Origin of the sequence: Thermosulfuriphilus ammonigenes, from assembly GCF_011207455.1 — a bacterium.
Taxonomy (GTDB): domain Bacteria; phylum Desulfobacterota; class Thermodesulfobacteria; order Thermodesulfobacteriales; family ST65; genus Thermosulfuriphilus; species Thermosulfuriphilus ammonigenes.
In genome coordinates this window covers 1,565,247-1,585,342 of record NZ_CP048877.1, presented here as the reverse complement: position 1 = coordinate 1,585,342, position 20,096 = coordinate 1,565,247, and the positions used below count along the sequence as shown (strand labels likewise).

General features: G+C 48.5%; 18 protein-coding genes. 14 read left to right on the top strand and 4 right to left on the bottom strand.

Annotated elements, in window-relative coordinates; translation table 11 throughout:
- Positions 1-72: 72 nt before the first annotated feature.
- Positions 73-972, top strand: coding sequence for an SDH family Clp fold serine proteinase (locus G4V39_RS07685; RefSeq protein WP_166032372.1), 900 nt, complete (start codon positions 73-75; stop codon positions 970-972).
- Complete coding sequence (gene cobO / locus G4V39_RS07680) at positions 972-1,496, top strand: cob(I)yrinic acid a,c-diamide adenosyltransferase (RefSeq protein WP_166032371.1); 525 nt, start codon at positions 972-974, stop codon at positions 1,494-1,496. Before G4V39_RS07685 ends, cobO begins: the two co-directional genes overlap by 1 nt.
- Before the next feature lie 5 nt (positions 1,497-1,501).
- On the opposite strand, the gene G4V39_RS07675 is transcribed toward cobO, so the two are convergent.
- Both G4V39_RS07675 and G4V39_RS07670 read right to left on the bottom strand, forming a co-directional pair.
- Positions 1,502-4,486, bottom strand: a complete 2,985-nt coding sequence (locus tag G4V39_RS07675; protein WP_166032370.1) for a ChaN family lipoprotein — start codon at positions 4,484-4,486, stop codon at positions 1,502-1,504.
- Between the two features lie 67 nt (positions 4,487-4,553).
- Positions 4,554-5,894: a cobyrinic acid a,c-diamide synthase CobB gene (locus tag G4V39_RS07670; RefSeq protein ID WP_166032369.1), complete on the bottom strand. Its 1,341-nt coding sequence runs from the start codon at positions 5,892-5,894 to the stop codon at positions 4,554-4,556.
- A 152-nt stretch (positions 5,895-6,046) separates the two neighbouring features.
- On the opposite strand from G4V39_RS07670, the gene G4V39_RS07665 reads away from it, so the two are divergent.
- From G4V39_RS07665 to G4V39_RS07620, 10 genes are all read left to right on the top strand, one after another.
- On the top strand, positions 6,047-7,105 hold the full coding sequence (locus G4V39_RS07665) for a uroporphyrinogen decarboxylase/cobalamine-independent methonine synthase family protein (RefSeq protein WP_166032368.1): 1,059 nt from the start codon (positions 6,047-6,049) through the stop codon (positions 7,103-7,105).
- 25 nt (positions 7,106-7,130) lie between these two features.
- Complete coding sequence (locus tag G4V39_RS07660; protein WP_166032367.1) at positions 7,131-7,958, top strand: hemolysin family protein; 828 nt, start codon at positions 7,131-7,133, stop codon at positions 7,956-7,958.
- A complete protein-coding gene (lnt, locus tag G4V39_RS07655; RefSeq protein ID WP_166032366.1) occupies positions 7,958-9,493 on the top strand; it encodes an apolipoprotein N-acyltransferase in 1,536 nt (511 codons plus the stop codon). The genes G4V39_RS07660 and lnt overlap by 1 nt, the downstream gene beginning before the upstream one ends.
- Before the next feature lie 78 nt (positions 9,494-9,571).
- Positions 9,572-10,682 (top strand): peptide chain release factor 2 gene (gene prfB, locus G4V39_RS07650; RefSeq protein WP_166032365.1). Its coding sequence is split into 2 segments (ribosomal slippage): positions 9,572-9,640 and positions 9,642-10,682, totalling 1,110 coding nucleotides; the frame shifts between segments, so codons are not numbered across the junction.
- Between the two features lie 32 nt (positions 10,683-10,714).
- On the top strand, positions 10,715-11,776 hold the full coding sequence (gene aroC, locus G4V39_RS07645) for a chorismate synthase (protein ID WP_166032364.1): 1,062 nt from the start codon (positions 10,715-10,717) through the stop codon (positions 11,774-11,776).
- On the top strand, positions 11,773-12,564 hold the full coding sequence (locus G4V39_RS07640) for a prephenate dehydrogenase/arogenate dehydrogenase family protein (RefSeq protein WP_166032363.1): 792 nt from the start codon (positions 11,773-11,775) through the stop codon (positions 12,562-12,564). Before aroC ends, G4V39_RS07640 begins: the two co-directional genes overlap by 4 nt.
- 36 nt (positions 12,565-12,600) lie before the next feature.
- Positions 12,601-13,308 carry a hypothetical protein gene (locus G4V39_RS07635; RefSeq protein WP_166032362.1) on the top strand — a complete coding sequence of 236 codons (708 nt, stop codon included), beginning with the start codon at positions 12,601-12,603 and terminating at the stop codon, positions 13,306-13,308.
- 185 nt (positions 13,309-13,493) lie between these two features.
- Positions 13,494-13,916, top strand: a complete 423-nt coding sequence (locus tag G4V39_RS07630; RefSeq protein WP_166032361.1) for a MerR family transcriptional regulator — start codon at positions 13,494-13,496, stop codon at positions 13,914-13,916.
- Complete coding sequence (locus G4V39_RS07625) at positions 13,894-14,385, top strand: MerC domain-containing protein (RefSeq protein ID WP_166032360.1); 492 nt, start codon at positions 13,894-13,896, stop codon at positions 14,383-14,385. The genes G4V39_RS07630 and G4V39_RS07625 overlap by 23 nt, the downstream gene beginning before the upstream one ends.
- 16 nt (positions 14,386-14,401) lie before the next feature.
- Complete coding sequence (locus G4V39_RS07620; protein WP_166032359.1) at positions 14,402-14,668, top strand: thioredoxin family protein; 267 nt, start codon at positions 14,402-14,404, stop codon at positions 14,666-14,668.
- A 171-nt stretch (positions 14,669-14,839) separates the two neighbouring features.
- Here the strand turns inward: G4V39_RS07620 and G4V39_RS11395 are convergent, their stop codons facing one another.
- Complete coding sequence (locus G4V39_RS11395; RefSeq protein WP_258557890.1) at positions 14,840-14,974, bottom strand: hypothetical protein; 135 nt, start codon at positions 14,972-14,974, stop codon at positions 14,840-14,842.
- Between the two features lie 506 nt (positions 14,975-15,480).
- On the opposite strand from G4V39_RS11395, the gene G4V39_RS07615 reads away from it, so the two are divergent.
- Together G4V39_RS07615 and G4V39_RS07610 are read left to right on the top strand one after the other, a co-directional pair.
- The gene (locus tag G4V39_RS07615) at positions 15,481-15,675 is read left to right on the top strand and encodes a helix-turn-helix domain-containing protein (RefSeq protein WP_166032358.1); all 195 of its coding nucleotides are present in this window, start codon (positions 15,481-15,483) and stop codon (positions 15,673-15,675) included.
- A 14-nt stretch (positions 15,676-15,689) separates the two neighbouring features.
- Positions 15,690-19,736, top strand: coding sequence for an Eco57I restriction-modification methylase domain-containing protein (locus G4V39_RS07610; RefSeq protein ID WP_166032357.1), 4,047 nt, complete (start codon positions 15,690-15,692; stop codon positions 19,734-19,736).
- On the opposite strand, the gene G4V39_RS07605 is transcribed toward G4V39_RS07610, so the two are convergent.
- Positions 19,711-19,875 carry a helix-turn-helix domain-containing protein gene (locus G4V39_RS07605; protein ID WP_166032356.1) on the bottom strand — a complete coding sequence of 55 codons (165 nt, stop codon included), beginning with the start codon at positions 19,873-19,875 and terminating at the stop codon, positions 19,711-19,713. The two genes, G4V39_RS07610 and G4V39_RS07605, sit on opposite strands and share 26 nt — an antisense overlap.
- Positions 19,876-20,096: the final 221 nt, after the last annotated feature.

Sequence of the window (20,096 nt, the reverse complement as noted above, 5' to 3'; positions counted from 1 at the left end):
AAAGCCCTTTTTGCTGTGAAATTTTCTTAAGATCATAGTAAGAACAGATTGATCCTGCCTTAAGGAGGAAACATGTTTCGAGAAAGTGAAAGAGGCGGATTATCTCACGGGTTTTATACCCTATTTGGTCTGATCAAGATCCTCTTCTGGGGGTTCTTTATCTGGTTTGCCATCTGGCCCTTTATCCAGCAGCAGGCCCTGGAGAAGGAGCGTCTCCAAGTCATGCGACAAATGGAAGAGAGTCGCGGTAGCCGAGTGATTACCCTCATCCACCGCCAGGAGTCGCTATCCATTCTCGGTATCCCTGTCTACCACTACATTGACATCGATGATTCCGAAGCCATCCTCCGGGCCATTCGGCTGACTCCCGATGAAATGCCCATAGATCTAATCCTTCATACCCCTGGAGGGCTGGTTTTAGCCGCCGAACAGATCGCCAAGGCCCTCAAGGAACACCGAGGCAAGGTAACGGTCTTTGTCCCTCATTACGCCATGAGTGGTGGCACTCTAATTGCTTTGGCCGCCGATGAGATCGTTATGGACAAAAATGCCGTTCTGGGGCCAGTGGATCCTCAATTTGTCTCTGGTCAGACCGAGGTGGCGGCAGCCTCCATCCTTCGGGTCTTAAGGGAAAAACCCAAAGATAAAATCTCTGATGAGACTTTAATGATGGCCGATCAAGCCGAGAAAGCCCTCCGTCAGGTACGAAACTTCGTCTTTGAGCTCCTCCGAGACAAAATGCCCCCTGAAGAGGCCCAAAGATTGGCTGATATCCTCTCTCAGGGAACCTGGACTCACGACTACCCCATTTTTGTCGATCGGGCCCGTAATTTAGGACTTGCCGTGCAAACAGATATGCCCCCGGTGGTCTATAAGCTGATGTCCCTTTATCCTCAGGCCCAAGGGACAAAACCATCCGTAGGCTTCATTCCCCTGCCCTACAAAGAAAAAGGAGCCAGCGGGAGGATGTGATGCTCTGGCCTCAAGGATATGTCCAGGTCTATACCGGTCCGGGGAAGGGGAAAACTACAGCCGCTTTGGGATTGGCCCTGCGAGCTGCCGGGGCCGGGCTGGCGGTCTTCTTCGCCCAGTTTGCCAAGTCTGGAGAGTACAGTGAAATAAAGGCCCTGGCCCGCTTTGCCGACTTAATCACTGTCCGCCAATATGGAACCGGACACTTTGTAAGAGGGCGCCCCAGTGCTGAGGAGATAAAGGCCGCCAGAGAGGGGTTTGCCGAGGTAAAAGAAATTGTGCGGGCCCAAAAGCACCCTGTTGTGATCCTTGATGAGGCCAACGTGGCCATTAAGTTCGGTCTCATCTCCCTCGAGAATGTTCTTGAGCTCATCAAAGAAAAACCCACCCCGGTGGAACTGGTTCTTACCGGGCGCTGGGCCCCTGAAGAGCTTATCCAGGCCGCCGATCTGGTCACCTATATGGAGGCTGTAAAGCACTATTACCAGGCCGGGGTCAGAGCCCGGATCGGAATCGAAAAGTAGTTTATTTAAAGAGGACCCACGGTAACCCTTTCCTTTTTCTGGCCGCGGAGAATCTCTATTTCTACTTTATCGCCTTTCTTCTTTCCGTAGAGAATCAAGCGCAGATCAGCCACTGTTTTCACTGGCTGACCGTCGGCAGCGACGATAATATCTTCTTTCTTTAAGCCGGCCTTCTCTGCCGGGCTTTCCTTGGCTACCCCCTTAATCTCCAGCCCCTTGGTTGTCTCTTTGAGAAAGACTCCCAGCTTTACCCCCGCCGGGGCCTTCGCCGGGGCCGGATAAAGAACATAGTCGGCCACCCCGGGCTCTAATCTCTCACCACTTGACATGACCAAAATTGTGTAGGGGACTTTAAGACGTCGCCAAACCCGATCGGGGATGCCAGCACTGTACATAACATGTCCTTTACCAACGATGACGGCCATCACCTCATCGGGGTGCTCCTTTAAATAGCGCACGATAGCCAGGGCCATAGCCTCATCCCAAAGGATCTGACTCTGATAGAAGGTCTCAAAGTCTTTAACATCCCCCTCAGGATGCTGTTCAAAGACCTTTTTAAGACGGGCCCGATAGACCTCGTTTGAAAAATCAAGATCTTCGGGCACCCAGACTCTTTCCTCGGGGCTTAACGCCTCAAGACCTTGACGAGCCACCTTTTCGGAGATCTCCTTGGGGATATTGAGAGCCACCACCGGCAACCTCTTCTCGCGAGCATAGTCAAGAATGGGTTTGTAGAGTCGGAAATCCATCCCCCAGCGTTTAAAGTATTCTGTCTTCTTTAAGAAGGTCAGTTCATCAATGCGGCCGGCCAAATAGTCATCCAAGACCTTCTGATAGGGCTGCTGGAACATCTCCATCCCCACGGCCACCTTAAGACCAAACTGCTCTACCAGAGCCCTGATGACCTCGAGTTGGGTCAGATGGTGGGCATACTCATCATGTTGTTCGCCCAGATAGACTACCCGGTTGCGGGCCAAGCGCGGAAGGATATCAGACAGAGAGGTCAGGCGGGAAATATCTACCGCCGGCACCTCCTGAACTAACTCCAAACGGTGTCCTTTACCCACGGAGGCCTCCTTGAGAAGTCGCTTTCCGGCCCCAAGATGAATTTCCTGATAGCGTCCTAGGTGCATCAAACGGGGAAAAAGGCGCCTGGTCGTTTCTAAAGATTCCGTCAACAGAAGGGCGACAAAGTGTCCCGAACTCCAAGGGCTTTTACGAATCTTAAGGTAGAGGCCGTGTCCGGCCCAGACATCAGTGTCAAAGAGACCCTTGAGTGCCGCTTGGGGGCGGAGAAAAAGCAGATCCATGGTCTCTAAGTCAAACTCCGTCAGCCGTTGGGGAGCAATGATGACCGCTCCTCGATCAAGAAGATAGTCCACCAGCGGACGGGCCTTTTCGAGATCCTCAGCCAGGGCCACAATGCCTACTCCCTTAGCCCCCAAAAGGCGCCAAAGGCAGGCAGGGTATTCATCATCGGCCAGATAGCGCAGGAGATCATAGTCTGGGTCCAGAATCAAAAGGCGGGGTTTGGCTGTCAGATCTACGTTTACTACCTGCCGCCTTTCAGTCAGATCTACCAACATGGTCTCTTCCTCACCCTCAGTGAGGACTTTAAGAGGCACCCTAAGCCTGAATATGGGCCCCTCCTGGATAATGGAAAAAGTGAGCACAAAACCGGAATCCTTTGGGGTCACCAGGGCGCCACTGAGTTTGATCCGGGGAACCATTCGGCTCTCCAGCCACTGACCAAAGAAGGCCGAAAGATCTTGACCGCTCACTTCAGAAAGGGCCTCCCGGAGATCATCCCAACTGGCCCGCCGGAAGAGATTTCCTTCCCAGAAACGCCTTATTCCCTCCAGGAAGGTCTCCTCCCCCAGACGGCGTCGCAGCATGTGGAAAAACATGGCCCCTTTGTTATAGCCGATAACCTTAGAGAGACGGTCATAGCGTCCTTTGAAGTCTTTAAGGGCTCCTCCCTCTTCGCCGGCAAAACTTTGATACTCTACTAAAAGGCGATGACGATAGGCCGCGGCCTCTCCCTTCTTTTCGGCCATAGCATGGTCAGCCAAGTAGCTAGTGAGCCCCTCGCTCCAGTTGCCCGAGGTCTCATCAACAAAGACGCTGCATCCCAGCCATTGATGAAGCACCTCATGGGGTAAGGAAGTCTCAGGAATAAAAGGGAGACGCATTACCCGGCGTCCTAAAAGGATAACGCCGGGGAATGAATAGCCCACCTCATAGGGACTCTCCACTACAGCCAGTCGCTGATAGGGAAAAGGACCAATTTCCTCTGAGTAATAACGGAGATAGGCTATAGTCTTTTCCAAATAGAGCACCGCCAGGCTGGGATCCTCCGAGAGGGTATAGACAGCCACGGTGGTCTGGCCCTCATTCCGATCGGCAATGTGGTAGGGGCCAGCAACAAGGGGGGGCGGTTCGGAGGGGTGTTCAAAGCGAAAACGGTAGAATCGCCCCCTCTTCTTACGTTTGACCTTGATCTCATCGGCCGGAGCCACCGCCCGGAACTTATGGGGGACCAGGGCCGTTAAGCGATAGATAGCCAGAGCCCGGGGAGCAGGGAACCAGCCTCCAGTGAGGAGAATCCCCTTAGGAGATATGGCGTTGGCTGAAAGAGCCTCACCTCCCTGACTGAGACGAATCTGCCGAGGATCGAATCGGGCCACGAAGTTAATCTTAAGGCGCCGATTGTGCCCCAGAGCCATAACCCGAAAGGCATTGCCTTCTATCTCCGGCTCAAAGGCCTTTCCAGCCAGACTTACCGAACGGAGGACAACCTGCCCGAGATCAAACCAGACGACCTTCCCGTTAGGCAGGTTGGTGGTCATGGTACCCCGAAGGACGTGTTCCTTTAGGTTGAACTTTACCGAGAGGTTAATCTCAAGGGGCTGGTCTTCTTGAGCCCAGACTGGAGAGAAAAAAGAAACTAGCCAGAGAATCAGGATCAGGAATAGGTAGCGGGACGCCATGAACCCTCCTTAAACCTTTACAATCGAAACCAAATTCTGGAATAGATACCATGTAGCCAGCCTCTGGTCACCCTTGAGCCGCCGCCACCAAGGAGGAAGCTAGCAAAGGATTGCTAGCAAAATGGAGATGGACATAGCTACCGAGGGCCTTTTCCCGCAGAAACCCCTCGGTTCCCAGTTCTCTACCCCGGGCGTCAAAGAGACGATAGATCCGGGGCCCCTGATAATGACCGAGGAGATGAGAATAATGAAACTCATGTCCCCGGGCCCGACATCCGGCTGGGCCAAGAAAGTTATCCTTAAGGAATAAAACCTCTCGATAACCCAGGGCCCGGTATCTCTGCCCCATCTCTACCTCAAAGGGAAATATTCCCGCCCAGGGGATAAGCCTCCCTTTTTGTCGCAGCCCTCGGCAGAGAAACATGAAGCCGCCACATTCGGCGTAGATGGGAATCCCAGAGGCCGCGGCCTGACGTAAGTCGTGAAGAATTTTTTTATTTTCTGTTAAGGCATCGGCAAAAAGCTCCGGGTAACCTCCCCCCAAATAGACGGCCCTGGTCTCAGAAGGAAGCTCTTCCCTTAATGGAGAAAAGGGCCTCAGACGGGCTCCGGCCCGAGAGAGGGCTTCAAGATTGGCCTGGTAGTAAAAGCTAAAGGCCTCATCGAAGGCGTAGGCCACAAGAGGGCCGGAGTCCGAAGATGGAGAGAAAAAAGACCCGGGGCTGATATCTTTAGCCAAAGAAAGAAGCCGATCCAGATCAACTCCTTCCTCCACCCAGCAAGCCAGGCGATCAAGAAGCTCTGTCCCTAGGTGAAAACTTCCGGCATCCACTAAACCGAGATGGCGTGACGGTAGAGACAAATCTTCTCTTCGGGGCAGGGTCCCTAAGAGTTTTATCTGACAGTAGGTCTCGATGGCCTCGCTCAAAAGGGACTCATGCCTTTTTGAACCCACCTGATTAAGAATTACCCCCGCCAGCTGGAGCCGGGGATCAAAGGCCTCAAATCCTCGGATAAGGGCGGCTATCGAACGGGCCTGGCGGCGAGCGTCCACCACCAGGACCACTGGAAGACCAAGGGCTTTGGCCAGGGCGGCCGTTGAACCGGTGTCTTCCCTGGCCGAAGCACCATCAAAAAGCCCCATGACCCCTTCAACCACCGCCACCTGGGCCCAAAGGGCCGCCCCTTGAAGAAAACGTCTGTTTTCTTCAAGGGGGATCATCCACTGATCCAGGTTATAAGAGGGATGACCACAGACCTGCCGATGATGGCCAGGGTCAATAAAATCCGGCCCGACCTTAAAAGGAGCCACCCTATAGCCACGTCTCACCAGGGCGGCCATAAGGGCCAAAGAGACCGTCGTCTTGCCACATCCGGAATGGGTGCCAGAGACAACAAAGGCCTTCAAGGGGAACCTCCCTGGGAAAAGCTTTTACTCTTCAAAGAAAGCCGCTTCCCCCGGAGAAGGCAAGTCCTTTCCAATCCCTCTAAAGAGTGGAAAATTCTTCCAAAGATGGGTATTACCAAGTTTCTAAAGACTGTAGATAAAAGGAGGGCGCCATGGATTTCTGGGGGCAGGGGAGAGGAACCCTTATCGGAAGCATGCCTTATGAAGATGCCCGGCCTGCAGTGGAGATAATTGTTTCTAACCTCACCCGGCTTCCCTGCTGGCCCCAGCTGCCCCGGCGCCTTCAGGAGGGTATGCTTGTTCAGTTCTGCGAGGGTCTGCCAGGCTTTGGGCTCCAGAACAAAATGCCTTACATCCTTCCAAAAGATGATTTTGAATCAAAGATGTTGGCCTTCTACGAAGACTATCTGGCCTGGGAGGCTGGAGGAGATCTGCCAGAAGTAGCCACAATATCTCCCGATAGGGCTCCGGGGCTCTACCTGCTGGAAGAGGCTTTAAACGCTCAGGGGTTGCGCCCCCAGGGGGTAAAAGGGCAGATAACCGGCCCCTTTACCTTGACTACCGGTATCAAAAAAGAAGACGGTGAGGCCGCATTTTATGATCTCCAGCTCCGGGACCTGATCGTCAAGTTCCTGGCCCTTAAGGCCGCCTGGCAGGCCCAAAAACTGAGCTCTTTGAGCTCTGAGGTGGTCATTTTTATGGATGAACCGGCCCTGGCCGGCTTTGGTTCCTCCTCCTACGTGGGGATCTCAAGGGAAGAAGTGGTCACTATGGTGACCGAGGTGGCTCAAGCCATCAAGCGCAGCCAGGCCATCGCCGGAATACATGTTTGCGCCAACACGGACTGGAGTCTGATCTTTGAGACCGGAGTGAAAATCGTCAACCTCGATGCCTACGGCTATTTAGATCGTCTCCTTCTCTTCGCTGAGCCTCTGAAAGGCTTTTTAGAAGTGGGAGGAAATCTAGCCCTGGGGATAGTCCCTACCCTGGACAAAGAAGCCTTGAGCCGGGAAGATGAAGAAAGTCTTTTTGAGCGCCTAAAAGGGGCCCTTGAAGCAATAAGTAGAGCCACCGGATTGCCGATAAAAGATCTAATCCAGCGGCTTTTGATCACCCCCTCTTGCGGGATGGGGACCCTTAATGAAGATCTTGCTCAACGGGCTGTATTTTTAACGGCTGCCCTCTCCCAGAAGGTGGCCGAGCTAAGATAGATTAGAATCTATCCATGAAACAGCTATGGATGACCCAGGTAAAGGTCTTCTAAAGACCATTCGCAGCCTTTTCCGTCGACCATCAGAGGAAGAGGCCGCAGAAATCGCCCACGAGATCGAAGAGCTGATCAACGAAGGGGAACGACGGGGGATCATCTCTCCTCAAGAAGGAGAGATGATCGAAAGCATCCTTAAGTTCCGAGATAAGATCGTCCGGGAGGTCATGATCCCCAGGAGTCGGATGATCTGCCTGGAAAGCACAGCCTCCCTTAAGGAGGCTGTGGATACGGCCGTGGAGTCAGGCCACTCCCGCATTCCCGTTTACAGGGAGGATCTTGATCACATCATTGGTATCCTCCATGTCAAGGATCTTCTCCGGTTCTGTCTGGCCCGCCCGGAGGATTTCAATCTTTCCGCCCTTCTCAGACCGGCTTATATGGTGCCCGAAACCAAACGCATCGGCGAGCTTCTGCGTAAATTCCGGGAGCGTCGGAGTCACATGGCCATCGTTATCGATGAGTACGGATCAGTCTCTGGATTGGTGACCTTTGAAGACGTTTTGGAGGAGATTGTTGGGGAGATAGAAGACGAACATGACCGTCAAAACCATGACCTCCAAAAAACCGCCGAAGGCCTTATAGTCGCCGGGCATGTCCCCTTGGAGGATGTAGAGAAGGCCCTAGGGATAAGGCTACCCCAGGGACCTTATGAATCAATCGGAGGCCTGGTGGTAGAGAGTCTGGGGCGCCTCCCCGCCCCGGGAGAAGAACTCACCTTTGAGGGGCTAATCATCAAAGTTCTCGAGGGAGACTCCAGGCGAATAAGAAAGCTTATGATCAAAAAGACCGACTGATGATACCCCTTCTTTTGGCCCTGGTCTCGGCCGGGCTGCTCCTTCTTTCTTACCCCAAGTTCGGCTATTATCCTTTAGCCTGGGGCGCTCTGGTACCCCTGATGATCCTTTGCGAATTACCGGCCCAGGAGGCGGCTAAATACGCTCTCCTGTCAGGGACCGTCTTTTTCACGGGCCTCCTTTACTGGCTAATTCACGTCTTAAACTACTACGGTTTTGTCCCCCTCCCTGGAGCCCTGGGGCTAATAGGACTCCTTAGCCTCTATTTGGGAGGATACTTCGCCATCTGGTCTTTAGCCCTAAGCTATCTCCAGCGGCGTCTTACAGGCTGGTATCTGATTTTTTACCCCTTTCTCTCAGCGGCCCTTTTTGTCGGATTAGAATATCTGCGGGAGAAGGCCCTTAGCGGCTTTCCGTGGGGTAGCCTCTGGGCCAGTCAAGCTCCCTGGCCGGCCATCACTGTCTCAAGTCGTCTTACCGGCCCCTGGGGAATCACCTTCCTCATTGTCTCCACTAATGCCGCCTTTTACCTCCTCCTTCGCCGAGGCTTTAAACCGCCGGCCTTAGTCGGGGCCTTCCTGGGGCTCCTTTTACCCATCTTAGCCCTGGGTTATGGTCAAACAAAACTTAAGGCTCCGGTAGAATTTCTGGGCCTTAAAGTGGGCATCATCCAGGCCAACATCAGCCAAGACAAAAAATGGGATCCGGCATTTCAAAGAGAGACATTAAGGATATACGAAAATCTCAGCAAACAAGCGGTCCAAAAGGGGGCTCAGCTTATCATCTGGCCAGAGACCGCTACACCTTTTATCTTTCACCCTGAAGAAGGGCTAGGGAAGGAAGTACTCTCCATAGCCAAACAACTCGACGTCTATCTTCTATTCGGAGCTCCCATAGCGACCCTTGGCCCCGAGGGCCTTTCCTACCACAACAGTGCCTTCTTGGTCTCCCCAGAGGGGAAAATCATCGACCGCTACGACAAACAACACCTGGTTCCCTTTGGCGAGTATGTTCCCGGTGGAGGTCGCATACCCTTTCTCCGCAAACTAGTAGGACCTAGCGGGGATTACCGACCCGGCCCCCTGGACCACCCCCTTGCTTGGTCTGGCCCAAGGATGGGAGTGCTTATCTGCTTTGAAGCCATATTCCCAGAACTTGCCCGGCGGGAGGCTTTAAGAGGAGCCAAGGTATTAATCAACCTCACCAATGATGCCTGGTTCGGCCGCTCGGCTGGTCCATGGCAACATTTCGCTCTGGCCCGTATCCGGACGGCTGAAACCGGTCTGCCCCTGATCAGGATAGCCAACACCGGGATCTCAGGCCTCATTGACCCTTACGGTCGAATCCTGTCCCGGGGGCCATTAGAAGAGAGTTGGTATCAGATAGTAAACCTCCCTTCTCCACAACCGGCGACCATCTACCTTCAATTAGGCCCGCTTCTCCCCCGAACATGTCTGGCTATGGTCATGATAGTTTTGGGCCTCCTGGCCCTGGAGGCCATCGGCTTGAAGGGCCTTTCTAAAAGGTTAGAATAGGCCCAAGAAGAGTTTTAGAGCCCCGACCATAGAAAAGAACGATAAAACCCAAAATTCTTACAGAGGAGGGATATACTCATGACCTTACATCCGGCAGAGCTTCGAGCAGAGCTTGAATCCCTTAAAGGACGCCTAGATCTCCTAAGGAGGTATCTTTGATCCGGCGAGCAAAGAAAAACGCCTTCAGGAACTGGAGCAGGAACTCATCAAAGAAGGCTTCTGGGAACGCCCAGAGGCCAAGGATATCCTTAAAGAAAGGGCTTCCCTCCAGGAACAACTATCTGAATGGCAGGAGTTAAATCAAGAGTTTGACGATGCCTGGACACTGCTTGAATTGGCCCGCGAAGAAAAGGATGAAGGGGCCCTTGAAGAAGTCCGGCAACAGATAGGTCTTCTTAAAAAGAAGGTCTCCCAACAGGAACTCAAGCAATTCCTGGCCGATCCAGCGGATCGCAACAATGCCATTGTCACCATCCATGCCGGGGCCGGGGGTACGGAGGCCCAAGACTGGGCCGAGATGCTCCTGAGAATGTATCTTCGCTGGGCCGAAAGAAGAGGCTATAGGACAAAGATCATCGACCTTCTGCCGGGAGAGGAGGCCGGAATAAAGAGTGTGACTTTCATCGTCGAGGGCCCTTATGCCTATGGCCATCTCAAGGGGGAATCGGGTATCCATCGGTTGGTACGCCTTTCTCCCTTCGACACGGCCCACAAAAGGCACACCTCTTTCGCCTCCGTCTCCGTGATACCGGAGATTGCCGAGGATATCCATATAGACCTTAACGAAAAGGATCTTCGCATCGAGACCTTTAGGGCCAGTGGGGCTGGAGGTCAGCATGTCAATAAGGTAGAGTCTGCCGTCCGAATTACCCACATCCCTACAGGAATTGTCGTTCAGTGTCAGAACGAACGTAGCCAGCACCGCAACAAGGCTATTGCCCTTAAGATCCTCCGGGCCCGTCTCTATGAATTAGAAAGAAAAAAACGGGAAGAGGAACGTCAAAGGCTTCAGGGAGAAAAGAAAGAAATTGCTTGGGGCAGTCAGATTCGTTCTTACGTTCTTCACCCCTACCGACTGATTAAGGACCACCGCACCGGGGTGGAAATTGGCAACGTGGCGGCCGTGCTTGACGGAGATCTTGATCCCTTTATCAAGGCCTATCTGGTCTCCAAAGACAGGGCCGCCTAGAGACTACGGCTAGATTGAGTTATATTCCGCTTATGCCAGGAAATTCTTTTGGTCAGGTCTTTCGCATTACCACCTGGGGAGAATCCCATGGCCCGGCTCTGGGTGTGGTCATAGACGGTTGTCCCCCCCGAATCCCCCTAAGGGAAGAAGATATTCAGGTGGAGCTTGATCGGCGGAGGCCGGGTAAATCTCTGGTTGAAAGCCCTCGAAAGGAGCCCGACCGGGTGGAGATCCTCTCGGGAGTCTTTGAGGGCCTGACCACAGGTTGCCCCATCTCCCTCATCATCTATAACAAAGATGCCCGCCCTGGGGCCTACGATCACCTCAAAGATGTCTTCCGGCCTGGCCATGGAGACATCACCTATTACCGAAAATATGGCCACCGAGATCACCGGGGCGGAGGTCGCTCCAGTGGTCGAGAGACCGCCGCTCGAGTGGCTGCCGGAGCCGTGGCCCAGAAGATTCTTGATCTGTCGGGAATCAAAGTCATAGCTTATACCCTGGCCTTGGGAGGGGTAAGGGCCCGGAGAAAAGATCTTTCTTTTATCTATCAAAATCCTCTCTTTTGCCCTGACCCCGAGGCATTGCCCGCTATGGAGGCCAGAGTAGCCGAGGTAAGGGCCCAAGGAGATTCCATCGGGGGAGTTGTGGAAATCATTGCCCAAGGAGTGCCAGCTGGTCTGGGAGAGCCGGTCTTTGATAAACTGGATGCCGAATTAGCCCGGGCCCTGATGAGTATTGGAGCAATAAAGGGAGTAGAGATAGGCTCAGGTTTTGCTGCTGCTGAAATGCTTGGTTCTGAACATAACGATCCCATCACCCCCGAAGGATTCAGAAGCAATCACGCCGGAGGGATTCTGGCGGGAATCTCTAATGGAGATGAAATCATCTGTCGCGTGGCGGTAAAACCCATTCCTTCCATAGCCCAAGAACAAGATACCATCGACATACATGGTACCCCCCGGAAGATCACAGTTGGCGGCCGACACGATGCCTCTGCCATCCCTCGAATCGTACCGGTATGTCAGGCCATGGTTCGCCTGGTTTTGGCCGATCATCTCCTCCGGCAACGGGCCATAGAGGGCTGGATATGAGGCCGGAACGTATTGGTATAGTAGGTGGTCGAGGAAGAATGGGCCGCTGGTTTGCCAACCTTTTCAAGAGGGCAGGCTATCAGGTGGAAATCTCTGATCTTGGCACTCCCTTGAGTAATCAAGATCTGGCCAGACAATGTCCGGTGGTCTTTCTGGCCGTTCCGATGGAACGTTTTGAGGAGGTAGTTATCCAGGTCGGGCCTCTTATGCCTCCAGAGGCCGGCCTTATCGACCTTTGCTCTCTTAAGGCCCGACAGGTGGCTGTTATGCTTCGGGAAACCACCTGCCAAGTGGTAGGCGCCCATCCCCTTTTCGGACCCGGTGAGAATTCCATCGTTGGCCAAAGGGTGGCCCTTTGTCCGGCTCGTGGGAACGGCTGGTTCAATTGGTTCAAGGATTTTCTAGACACCCAAGGGGCAGAGACGGTGGTTATTAGCCCCGAAGAGCATGACCAGCTTATGGCTGTAATCCAAGTCCTGAATCACTTTATTCTTCTGGCCCTCGGGGAGGTAATTAATCGCCAGGGTCTTGACCCTCAGCGTCTGGTCAATTTGGCCACTCCTAGCTTCATTCGCCAGCTCAACATTCTCTCGCGACTAGCCGACCAAGATCCGCATCTTTATGCAGCCATCCAATTTGACAACCCTGCCGGCGATCAGATCCGGGAGGCCTTTGCCCGGGCAGTCTCCAAGCTCAAGGAGATTGCCCAAGAACGTCGGGAGGAAGAATTTGTCCAGCTTTTCACTGAGGTTCAAACCCTGGGCCAAAAGATCCGAAAAGCAAAGTAAAGGGAGGTTAAGGCTCTGTTCAAGGAGGAATAGGCCATGTTCCATTTGCCGAGCTGGATTCCGTGGGTAGCATTATTGTTTTTTCTGGGTTTTCTAAGCGGGCTTATCACCAGCTACTACCTTTTACGCTTTAAGGCCGTCCAGGTACGGGATGGAGCCGAGGTACTTTCTCTTTATATGCCTATTTTTGGATTAGTGCGGACTACAATCCGGACCAAGTTCTCCGGCTTTTTTGTGGATGAGCTTATCGAATTTCGGGAGAAACTAGAACGCTTCCGCAAACTCTTGGATATTGACCTCATGATCAACTATGCCAAAGCCTATGATATTAACTACATTGGCCTTGAGGGGGATCAGGAGGATCTTAGCTGGGGGCCTGGTAAATTGGCCTGCACCACCCCCTCGGATATTCCTGGGAAGTTTGGCTACAATGTATTCCTCAACCCCCATATAGATAAGAGACGGGTGGCCGAAAAACTCTCTGAAGAGTTAGGGGTCCGAATCCACCCCACCGAAGTTCAGACCTTCCTTTTCCTTCATGAGATCGGCCACACTCCCAAGGCTGGCAACCTTTGCTTCTATCGACTTTTCGTCAGCCACGCCCTCTCTGGCGGACGTCGCTCGGCCAAACGTCGCCGTGACCTAGCTAAGCTTAAGGCCAAAGTGGAATGGCTGGCTGACCAGTTTGCCTTAAGGGAGCTCCTAAAGCTCCGAATGCAACGTGGTCTTCCCATGCCCTGTTAGGATGATAGCCACAAGGCACGCCTACAAGAGGCGTGCCTCACTCCTTTCCCGGCCCTGCTCAGGGCCGGTAGTATTTCCCCTCACCCCAATGAGCCACAAAAAACTCTACCCTTAATTTTTCTCTTGACCCTGGACTATGGTCCAGGGGGTAAGATCAAAAACAAGCTTTTAAGGGAAAGGCCTTTATGGACAGACTTACCATCGGCAAGGTAGCCCAATTGGCCGGAGTAGGAGTGGATACGATCCGTTTTTATGAACGAAAGGGTCTCCTTGACAGCCCTCCCCGGAGCCTTTCTGGCTACCGGCAGTATTCCCTGGAAACCGTGGCTCGCATCCGCTTTATTCGGCGGGCCAAAGAGCTCGGGTTTTCTCTTAAGGAGATCAAAGAGCTCCTTGATCTCCGTATGTCACCTGAGACTACCTGCGAGGACATACGCCAAAGGGCCCGGGCCAAGATCAGAGACATAGAGGGCCGACTAGAAGCCCTCAAACGGATGAAGGCTGTCCTGGAGAAGCTAGCCGATAGCTGTCAGGGAAAGGGCCCTCTTCACAATTGCCCTATACTTGAGGCCTTGGAGGAAAGAGATGAAAAAACAACCCCCGAATAGGTCTGCTAAAGACCCCCTTAATACCCCAGAAAACCTTAACCCCAAACGGCAGGGGCTCATTATTAGGTGGTGGAGCCCCCTGGCGGCCTTACCCGGCCTGGGGGCATCTTTTCTTCCGGTGGGGCTTTGTCCGGCCTGTCTGCCGGCCTACGCCGGGGTCTTAAGTTCCTTCGGACTAGGGATGATACTGGAGAAGAGATACCTCCTTCCCTTAAGCGTCTTTTTTCTGGCCCTAGCCATGGGCGCTCTGGCCTATAAAGCCAAAGAAAGAAGAGGCTATGGTCCACTTTGGTTGGGAATTCTGGCCTCAGGCCTGATTTTGGCCGGCAAATTTGCCCTGAATATCACCTGGCTTGTTTATCTGGGTGCATTTTCCCTCCTGATGGCCTCGATCTGGAATGCCTTACCCGTCCAAAGGGAGGAAGCACCCTGTCCAGCCTGTAAATCCACCAGAATTCAAAAATCCTAAACTTAAAGGAGGTCCTATGAAAAAGAGAAAGGTTGAAGTCTTTAGTGCCGGCTGTCCCCTATGCCAGGAGACTGTAGAGCTTGTCAAGCAGATGGCCTGCCCCTCATGTGAGATCCGGGTGTTAGATCTCCATAACCCCGAGGTGGCCCAAAGGGCCCGGGAGCTGGGGATCCGCCGGGCTCCCGCGATAGCCATCAATGAAAGGCTGGTTGCCTGCTGCCAACAAGAGGGCCCAAGTGAGCTCGCCTTAAAAGAGGCCGGCCTAGACATCCCCTTAGAGTAAGAGGAAAGAGGGCAGTCCGGAAAAGACCGCCCCCTCTGGCCAACCAAAATCAAAAATCACCATTAATCCGAACATAAAACAGTCGCTTAGGGCATATCTAAACCTTGGGAAGGCGTAAGTAACTTCTCTCTTTCCGGCTATCTTTGAGGGCTCATCAGGTAGCTCCCTATATTACTCTCCATTCCATATCCCGCTTCCAAGGCCTTTCCCCGCATTCCTCCTCACGCCCCTCAAGGCCAATTTCAGATATACTTCAAAGAGGTCTTTAAGCACCTCACAGCCGAGGAGAAATATGATCTTCTGCACCCTTAAAGCAGCTCGTCTATTACTGAAAGGAAGTCCAGACGGCCAAAATAATTGTAGGATATTTGGTCTATTTCCTCAGGAGAGAGTTTTGTGCAGCGTGTCATTTGGCTCCCCATCCTTCCATTCTTCTAATCATTCCTTTTGACTTCCCCAATGAGATTCACGGATGTAAAAGAAAGAATCTTTAAGTAAAGTTTTACCCCACCACCCCGCGCTCTCGGTGCTCGGGCTTCAGTACTTTCGGGCTTCCGTAGTCTGTGTTCTGAGTCTGCTTCCACCTTTGGGATACCTGTTTTTGGGAGTTTCTTTTATGTGGGGCTTTAGCCGGAAATAGAAGCAAAAAGAACAAAAATCTCTAAAGAAAAAGGTATTATCGGAATTCTTTCTTGAACATAAATCCCGTATAGCTTGACTTTTGCTTAATTTTTCCATATAATTATGGACGCTGTTGAACTTTAGTGTATTTAAATAGACTTAGCATTACAAAACTTGGAGGCTTAAAGGAAATGACCAATAAAGAAGAAAAATTGATGACCGTAAAAGAGGTGGCAGAATATTTAAGGCTTGATGAACATACAGTTTACAGAATGGCAAGAAAAGGAGAAATCCCAGCCTTTAAAATCGCTGGTCAGTGGCGATTTAAAAAAGAACTTCTAGAAAAATGGATTGAAAACAAACTAAAATCCGTGGGTGGTGAATAGGAAGGGTCAAAACGATGAAAGGGAGCCTTTTTAGTAATTATTTTTTAGTAGAAGGAATAAAGTTCACCGAAGACTGGAAAAAATGTTCTGAACAGGAGCTGGAAAACTTTTATTCAAAGGCAAAGCAAATTTTTAAACATTTTAGCAAAAGAAAAAAACCAGATGAAGCAGATACCGAAGATGGTTTAATTCGCCCTATCATAGAACTTCTTGGTTTTCAGTGGTCGAGGCAAAAATCTCCCTCCAGAAAGGGCAGGCAAGATGTTCCAGATTTTGTTCTATTTCCTGATGAAAAATCTAAAGAAGACTTTGATAGAGAACCAAGCAATCGTAAGCCTTGGAATAAGGGAATCTGCATTTTAGAGGGAAAAAGATGGAAAAGACATCTAGATAGAGGAGACAGAACCGATCCTATCGATCCTTATATTCCATCTAACCAAATTTTAAGATACCTTTCAGCGGTTGACCCAGCATCTAACGGGCATATAGTGTGGGGGATTCTGACAAACGGAGAAATTTGGAGATTATATTATCATCGAGCCCCTTCCAGAGCAGAAGGATATATTGAATTTAACCTAAGCGAAATTTTGGAGGAAGCTTCTCTATTTGAGAGCGTCCAAGACAAAAGAGAAAAATTCAAGCTTTTTTATCTTCTTTTTAGAAAAGAGGCTTTCATTCCCACCAATTGGAGACCTCACAGAACTTTTCTAGAAATAGCTCTCGAAGAGGGGAAACGTTGGGAAGAAAGGGTATCAGAAGATCTTAAAGAAAAAATATTTTATGAAATCTTCCCTGATATAGCTAAAGGTTTTTTGAAGGTTGCTAAAGCAAAGGGTAGAAACGATGATTCTCTTTTACAGGAAATCTATGATAACACATTGGTTCTGCTATACAGATTACTTTTTATTTTTTATGCTGAAGATAGAGATCTTCTTCCTATAAGAAACAATAGTTACAGAAATTATTCGCTCAGCAAAATTCGAGACGAAATAGCTGAAAAGATTGACAAGAAAGAAAGTCTAAGTGAAATAGCATCTTTCTATTGGGATAGAATAAAAAACCTTTTCAGAATCATAAATAATGGAGATAAAAGTTTAGGAATTCCACCTTATAACGGAGGACTCTTTGACCCTCAAAAACATCCATTTTTAGAAAATTACTCGGTCCCAGATAAGTTTCTGGTACCGGCTATCGATAAATTAAGCAGAGACTACACAGTAACTCCGCCAAAAAGAATAAATTATAGAGACCTTTCGGTTAGACAATTAGGGAGTATTTATGAAGGGCTATTAGAGTTTAAGTTAAAAATCGCTGAAACTCACCTTGGCGTGAAAAAAGAAAAAGGAAAAGAAATTTATCATCCAGTTAAAAATGAAAAAGAAGCAAAAATAAAGAAAGGGGAATTATATTTAACGAACGATAAGTCTGAGCGAAAAGCTACGGGTTCTTACTACACACCAGATTATATAGTTCAATATATTGTCAAAAACTCTATCGAGCCTCTTATACAAGAAAAATTGAGAGAATTTGAGGAGTGGAAAGATCTATTAAAAACTAAAAACAAAAGTGAATTGCAAAAATTAATAATAGAATTCAACATTCCTTTTGACCCCAAGACTTATGACGATAGGGGAAGAATCATAAGCGAAAAGAACCTCAATGCTTATAGGAATGCACTTTTAACATTAAAAGACCCGGCTGAATCAGTATTAAAACTCAAAATTCTTGACCCAGCTATGGGAAGCGGGCATTTCCTTGTCGGTGCTGTTGACTATCTTTCGGACAGAATACTTGAAATACTGGCAGAAACTTCTAATAAAAGTTACTTTGGAAAAGAAATTTATCGCAGTCCTCTGATAGAAAAGTTGGAAAATATAAGAATACGTATTTTAGAGAAAGCAAAAAAAGAGGGTTACATAATTGATGAAACGCAACTCGAAGATAAGAATTTAATCAAAAGAATTATTTTAAAACGATGTATTTATGGGGTTGATGTAAATCCACTTGCAGTTGAACTTGCGAAAGTCTCTTTATGGCTTCATACCTTCACTATAGGTGCTCCCCTTTCGTTTTTAGACCACCATTTGAAATGTGGTAATTCTCTTATCGGTGCAAATCCAGAAGACTTTGACAAAATATTTGAGAAAAGCCCACTCTTTGGCTCAAAATACGCAGGGCTTATGAATGCCGTTGCAATGATTGAAAAGCTTCAGGAGATCACCGATGCTGACATATCAGAAGTAGAAGAAAGCGCGAAAATCTACGATAATATTGTTAAGCAACTTGAACCATATAAAAAGCTTTTAAATGTTTATACCGCTGAGTTTTTCTTAAGACCAAAGAAAAAATCTGATCTTAAAAAGTATAAATCGCCCTTGAGTTTGCTTGATGGGACGAAAGGAGATCCTTTAGATGTTATTTCTGGAAAAGTAGATCTAACACAAGAGGAACAAAATTTAATAGATACAGCTCTTAATCTTGCCCAAAATAAACGATTCTTTCACTGGAAACTGGAATTTCCAGAAGTGTGGTATGAAAAGGGGAGGAAAAAAGCAAACGGCGGTTTTGATGTTGTGATTGGAAATCCTCCGTATGATATTATTTCCGCAAAAGAACAGAATCGTAGCAAAGAAGATGTAGAAGCAGAAAAAACATTTTACGAAAACAATAAGCTGTTTCATCCATCTATTGGGCAAAAAATAAATTATTTTAGACTGTTTATATCTTTAAGCTTAAAGTTTCTTACAAGGGAAGGGGGATTCCATAGTTTCATTGTTCCATTAGGAATATTAGGCGATAAACACAGTCAAAAATTGAGAAAGTTTATGTTAAAAAGATTTAACTTTGTAAGTATAGAGGCATTCCCTCATAAAGATAATCCAGATCTTAGAGTTTTTAAAGAAGCAAAGCTTCCGGTATGTGTGTATGTAGGGAATAAAGCCCATATCGCAAATCCTAAAGCGAAGTTTAAAATTAGAATCCATCCCTATAAGTATATTGAAACCTCAACACCAATTATTTTTATGTCAGCTGAAGAAATAAAAGTTTTTGATCCACAATTACTAAGATTTCCAACAAAACCATTGACTACCAATAAAGAAATAGAAATTGCTATTAAAGTCCGATCGTCCGGAATTGCTCTTGAAAACTTTGCCATTTCAAAGCAAGGAGAAGTAAATGTTTCTACCCATCGGAGGTTCATTAAACATTTCCAGAAACCGCAGAAAAAAATTGGAAATGAATATAAGGAAGTTTTAAGGGGAGCATATATTGATAGATATCTGATACATGCACCCAAACAAGGTGGCTACTATTATATACGGTGGAAAGATTTTCTGTCGTCATTTAGAGGAAATGATTCTAAAGGATTTGACTATCGTTACGAAAGAATAGGTTATCAAAGAGGAGCAGCACTTGACAATTGGAGACGAATAATTGCTACTTTAATACCAAAAGGAAGTTTTTGTGCTGATACGATAAACTATATTGTTAATCCCCAAAAGTTTTCTTTGAATTTTATCCTTGCTATATTAAACTCTAATTTACTGGAATGGCTATTTAGGCTTACCAGCACCACTAATCATGTGAACAGTTATGAAGTAGATTCATTGCCTCTTCCCAAAATAGATTTTACTACCCGTGATGATAAAAAATTAAGCATACTTAAACACAAATACGAAAACGATGAATTTGTAGAGTTACACGAAAAGATACAATCCCTCCCCTCGAACTCTGCTGTTCTCCACGATTTTCTTGCTTATTTAGCTGAGAAGATGATAGAATTCAATCAGAATAAATATCTGCTTCAACTTTTCATAGATGGAAAACTTGAACATGGCTCTGATAAGATGATACAGCTAATAAAGTTATTAGAAAAACATCCTCATTGGGAAGATTCTGCCTCAGAAGATCTCAAAAAAGAAATCGCTTTAAATATTCTAAGAAATTGTGAAAATCGCATAGCCGAAACGGACAAACTTATTGATCGAATTGTTTATCACCTATATGGATTGGAAGAAGAAGATATAAAGATTATTAAGCAATTTTTTGATAACAATTAAAAATATATTTCCACTGACCAGCGATTTTAAAGGCTGGGATTTCTCCTTTTCTTGCCATTCTGTAAACTGTATGTTCATCAAGCCTTAAATATTCTGCCACCTCTTTTACGGTCATCAATTTTTCTTCTTTATTGGTCATTTCCTTTAAGCCTCCAAGTTTTGTAATGCTAAGTCTATTTAAATACACTAAAGTTCAACAGCGTCCATAATTATATGGAAAAATTAAGCAAAAGTCAAGCTATACGGGATTTATGTTCAAGAAAGAATTCCGATAATACCTTTTTCTTTAGAGATTTTTGTTCTTTTTGCTTCTATTTCCGGCTAAAGCCCCACATAAAAGAAACTCCCAAAAACAGGTAT